Raw genomic sequence first — 3,635 nt, 5'->3', positions numbered from 1 at the left:
ATGCAACACAGATCACAAAAATTTTTACTATTTTTAGCAAACAGTGTTATCGAGTTATCAAGTTTAAAAAAATATAAAAGTTATCTAGTAATTTTATTTTCATTGCGCCAGGCAAAGCCTGGAAGAGGGGGAAGAACGCCAAATGAGTTGAGCAATCGGAAACCTCTTATCATGACCCGCCGGGTGCAAGTCCCGAAGCGGTAAGGACTGGCCATCTACCGCAACCGAGTGTTGCGTGGTGCGGGGGCGACCCCGCCTGCGAAGCGTACACAGGGGGCGGCTAGGCCGTGTGATGGAGCCTCGAAAGAATGAACGTGGAGCCGACGTTGTTGAAAAGGCGGAAGGCAACGGTGATCGCATTGACAGTGGCCTGATGCGAGCACTCCACCGGGGTCTGAGAGCAGGGCATGGTCGCAAGGGTCACCCAGGAACCTGGGAGGGCTCAGTCGTTCCTCGTCAGCGAGATGGGGTAGACCCAACAGTCGTGTCACCAGCCGCCACTTCTCTCAGAGCAAGGCCAGCCGAGTGTTCATATCGAGTTCAAACCGTCCATACGGATTGACGTGCTCCCAGATCAACGGCGTCAGTGCTGCATAGTCGCGCGGCGTGAGCCGTCCCTGCCAATGCGGTTGAGCGAGTACTTTCTGGATCATCAGCGTGTTGATGTAGACCATGCAGTTCTGGACCAGATGCAACGCAAGCATGCTGATCTCATGGTCCTCACGACGGTTGCTCACCATCTCACCACGGCGGGCGAAGAAGACGAAATCGGTCGCGCCATTCCACTGCTCAACGACGTTGAGCCCCTCGTTGATCTCGCGGCGTAGGGCTTCGGAGTGTAAGTAGCGACACAAGAAGATGGTCTTGATGGCCTTTCCAAGCTCGGCCAATGCCTTGTAGGTCGGGTGCTGCACGTTCTGCCGGGTGAAGCGTCGCAGGATAGCCTCGGTCTCAGCGGTCCCCTGGCGCAGTGCCGTCGTGTACTTGATCATCTGGTCGTACTGCTGGCGGATCAGCTCCCAATCGATCGGTCGAGTCAGAATCAGCTGGAGATCCTTGTAGGCATCGGCTTTGCCGGTTTCCGGCCGGTACAGCTTCTGCGCGTGGATGGCCTTCAGTCGGGGCAGCAGTGCAAAGCAAAGGAGGTGGCAGAAGGCGAAGGCAACCGTACTTTGACCTTGCGAATCTACGTACTGGCGGTTGACTTCCATCTCGGTGCAGTGATGAAGGACACCCTCAATCATCGAGGCCACCTCTGACGACGACGGCGACTTCAGCTGGCTGTGAATGCACAGCGACTTGCGCTCGACATGCCAGTAGATCATGACGCCACGCCCGCCATAACGGACATGCCACTGGGTCGTCAGGTTTTGATCCCAGGCGCCGAAATGCTTGGAATCCGAGGCACAGGCCGTCGTCCCCTCTCCCCAGATGACCGGGTTGCGGGCATGCAGGGTCCCATTGGCGATGATGGCAATGGCCCGGCGCATGGCGTCGACGTTGAGATAGCGTCGGCGCACATAGGTCAGATCCTTGGCCGTCGCTCCCGAATCCAGACTCGCCATGCGCTGCAAGCCGGCGTTGGTGCCCATCCCGTGCAGGCACAGCAGCAAGCGTGGCTGCAAGACTGCACGCTCCAGGGTCTCGTAGGCAGTCGGGCTCTTGAGCACCTCGGTGAAGCCGAGCCGAAGATCCGTTTCCTTGACCATATCGAGCAGGCTCGTCATCGGCCAGATGGCATTGAGCTCGGTCTTGAGTGCGGTCAGGTTGGGCGGATCGGGTTGTGCATCCAAGGGGGTCAGGGTGATCCAGCCACCGCCCTTCTTGGTGGTGAGTCGAACGGCCGGGTTCTTCGTCAAGCCGGCATCCAGGGTGCTCAGGGCCTCGTGCATCTTGGCTTGCAGGTCGTTGACGAACCGATCGGCGTCCAACGGCAGCTCCAGCACCTGGTAATGGCGTTCGCGGTTGTGCTCGAAATCGGCCGGCAGGTCCTCGTCGGGATTGCGGTAGCGGTCAGCCCCGACCACCCAGATCTCCTTGCAGCGCAGGCGCTCGCGCAGGGCCTCCAGCACGGCGATCTCATAGGTGATGCGGTTGACGCGATCCTCGCCGGCAGCGTCCTGCTCCACCACCGCCTCGCGCCACAGGCCCCGCACGACGCCATCGAGTGGAACGTCCTCCTCGGACGGAAAGATCCGGACCTTGCTCTCGGCAAAGCGCTTGACCAGCTCAAGCGCCTCCACCACCGGACGATGACGGTCGTTGTTGGAGCGGAAGTCGAGCGCGGCCAGTAACCGGGGCACCATGCGTCGGTAGTGCCCACGGTAGGAGTTGCGAATCACCGCGCGCAGGGTGAGGCGATAGGTCGGCCCGGTGGCCTTCCATTCTTTCACCAAGTCCTGCAGCGTCTGTTCGCCGACTACGGGAAAGACGACGTTTCGCACGACGCCATCCGGCTCGGCCAGCGTCGCCTCGGCAAGGGCGAACAGCAAGTTCTGTTTTCCATTGACGCGCTTGAGATCCTCGAGCAGCTCGCGCTCGACCTTGCGCTCGGCACGTGCTCCGATCGTGTGGATGGTCTCGATGAGTAGATCGACGAGGTCGTCGGTGAGCGTGCGTGCGCGCAGATGCACGAACGCGGCGAGCCAGGTCAGCCGCGCGCCCTCCGGGTGCCGACGCAGCTCATAGGGGGCTTCCACGCAGACCCGGCGATGGCAGCGCTCCAGATCGCGCGGCACCGCGTCTTCGAACAGATCCGGGGCAAGTGCGATCCCGCGCAAGAGATTTAGCTTGCCCAACTCGTCTTGTAGGCTGGCAAGACTGGGTCGGCCAGGGTTGCCGAGCAGCTTCAACAAGACTGCCGGGGGCTGGCGGCTGGCCTCATGCTCGGCAGCGGCTTTGTCAGTCTCCTCTGGACTCAACAAGGCATCCAGCCGCTTGCGTGTCGCGGACGAGAGCCGATCGAGCGTGCGGGCGGGCGTGAAAGGCGTCTTCGTAGGCGCGTACCGCCGAGCGGGCGATGCGCTCCATCCGCTCGACAGTCGGTGGCTCGATGGCGAGTTCGCGACAACGCCTTTCCAAGTGTTCGAGCAGTCATGCTAGATCGCTGCTGACGGCAGCGATGACGCAATCGCGCAGCCAGATCGCCAGGTTGTCGGCGTCGGTGACCGTCGCCTCGCGGAAGCCAAACAGCGCGCGAATCTCGGCGCGGGCGCGCTTCCAGGTCCGCTGCAACGGATCGTAGCGGTCAGGTAAGGTGGACTCCTGGCCGAGCTGACCCGCCACCTGCGCTTGCAGACCGGAATCGATCTTGGCCAGACTGGGCGGGAATCGCCCATGCTCCCGGTAGAACACGAGCAGTAACGCGAAACCGAGACGGTTGGCGGCGTTTTTCGCCATGACCAGCGCGTACTCCGTCGGGGTCAGCGGTGGTACGCGCTCGCTCGTCTCGTCGTTGAGTCCCATGGATTCAGTGCATGCCCATGTCGCATAAGTCCTAACTGAAACGACAACGACCACAAGGCTCGAACGAGGGCTTTTGGACTGTTGTAAAAGTCTGTCGCGAAACTAAACTGTTTCGCGATGATATTTGCAACATGGTGGTTGTGCCATGCTCCTGGGCTACGCGCGCGTTT

At 60.8% G+C, this 3,635-nt stretch carries 3 protein-coding genes; 1 reads left to right on the top strand and 2 read right to left on the bottom strand.

All coding sequences use genetic code 11. The features are described from left to right. The coding region (locus VBE63_RS26075; RefSeq protein WP_323685915.1) for a hypothetical protein at positions 1 to 204 on the top strand (204 nt) is incomplete at its 5' end. 302 nt (positions 205 to 506) lie between these two features. On the opposite strand, the gene VBE63_RS26070 is transcribed toward VBE63_RS26075, so the two are convergent. Then, positions 507 to 2,921: a Tn3 family transposase gene (locus VBE63_RS26070; protein ID WP_323685914.1), complete on the bottom strand. Its 2,415-nt coding sequence runs from the start codon at positions 2,919 to 2,921 to the stop codon at positions 507 to 509. Between the two features lie 172 nt (positions 2,922 to 3,093). After that, complete coding sequence (locus VBE63_RS26065; protein ID WP_323681432.1) at positions 3,094 to 3,465, bottom strand: DUF4158 domain-containing protein; 372 nt, start codon at positions 3,463 to 3,465, stop codon at positions 3,094 to 3,096. Positions 3,466 to 3,635: the final 170 nt, after the last annotated feature.

The sequence above is a fragment of the Lamprobacter sp. genome (genome assembly GCF_034860625.1).
Taxonomy (GTDB): domain Bacteria; phylum Pseudomonadota; class Gammaproteobacteria; order Chromatiales; family Chromatiaceae; genus Lamprobacter.
The sequence above is the reverse complement of the archived record's forward strand: the minus strand, read 5'-3'. Positions and strand labels throughout refer to the sequence as shown.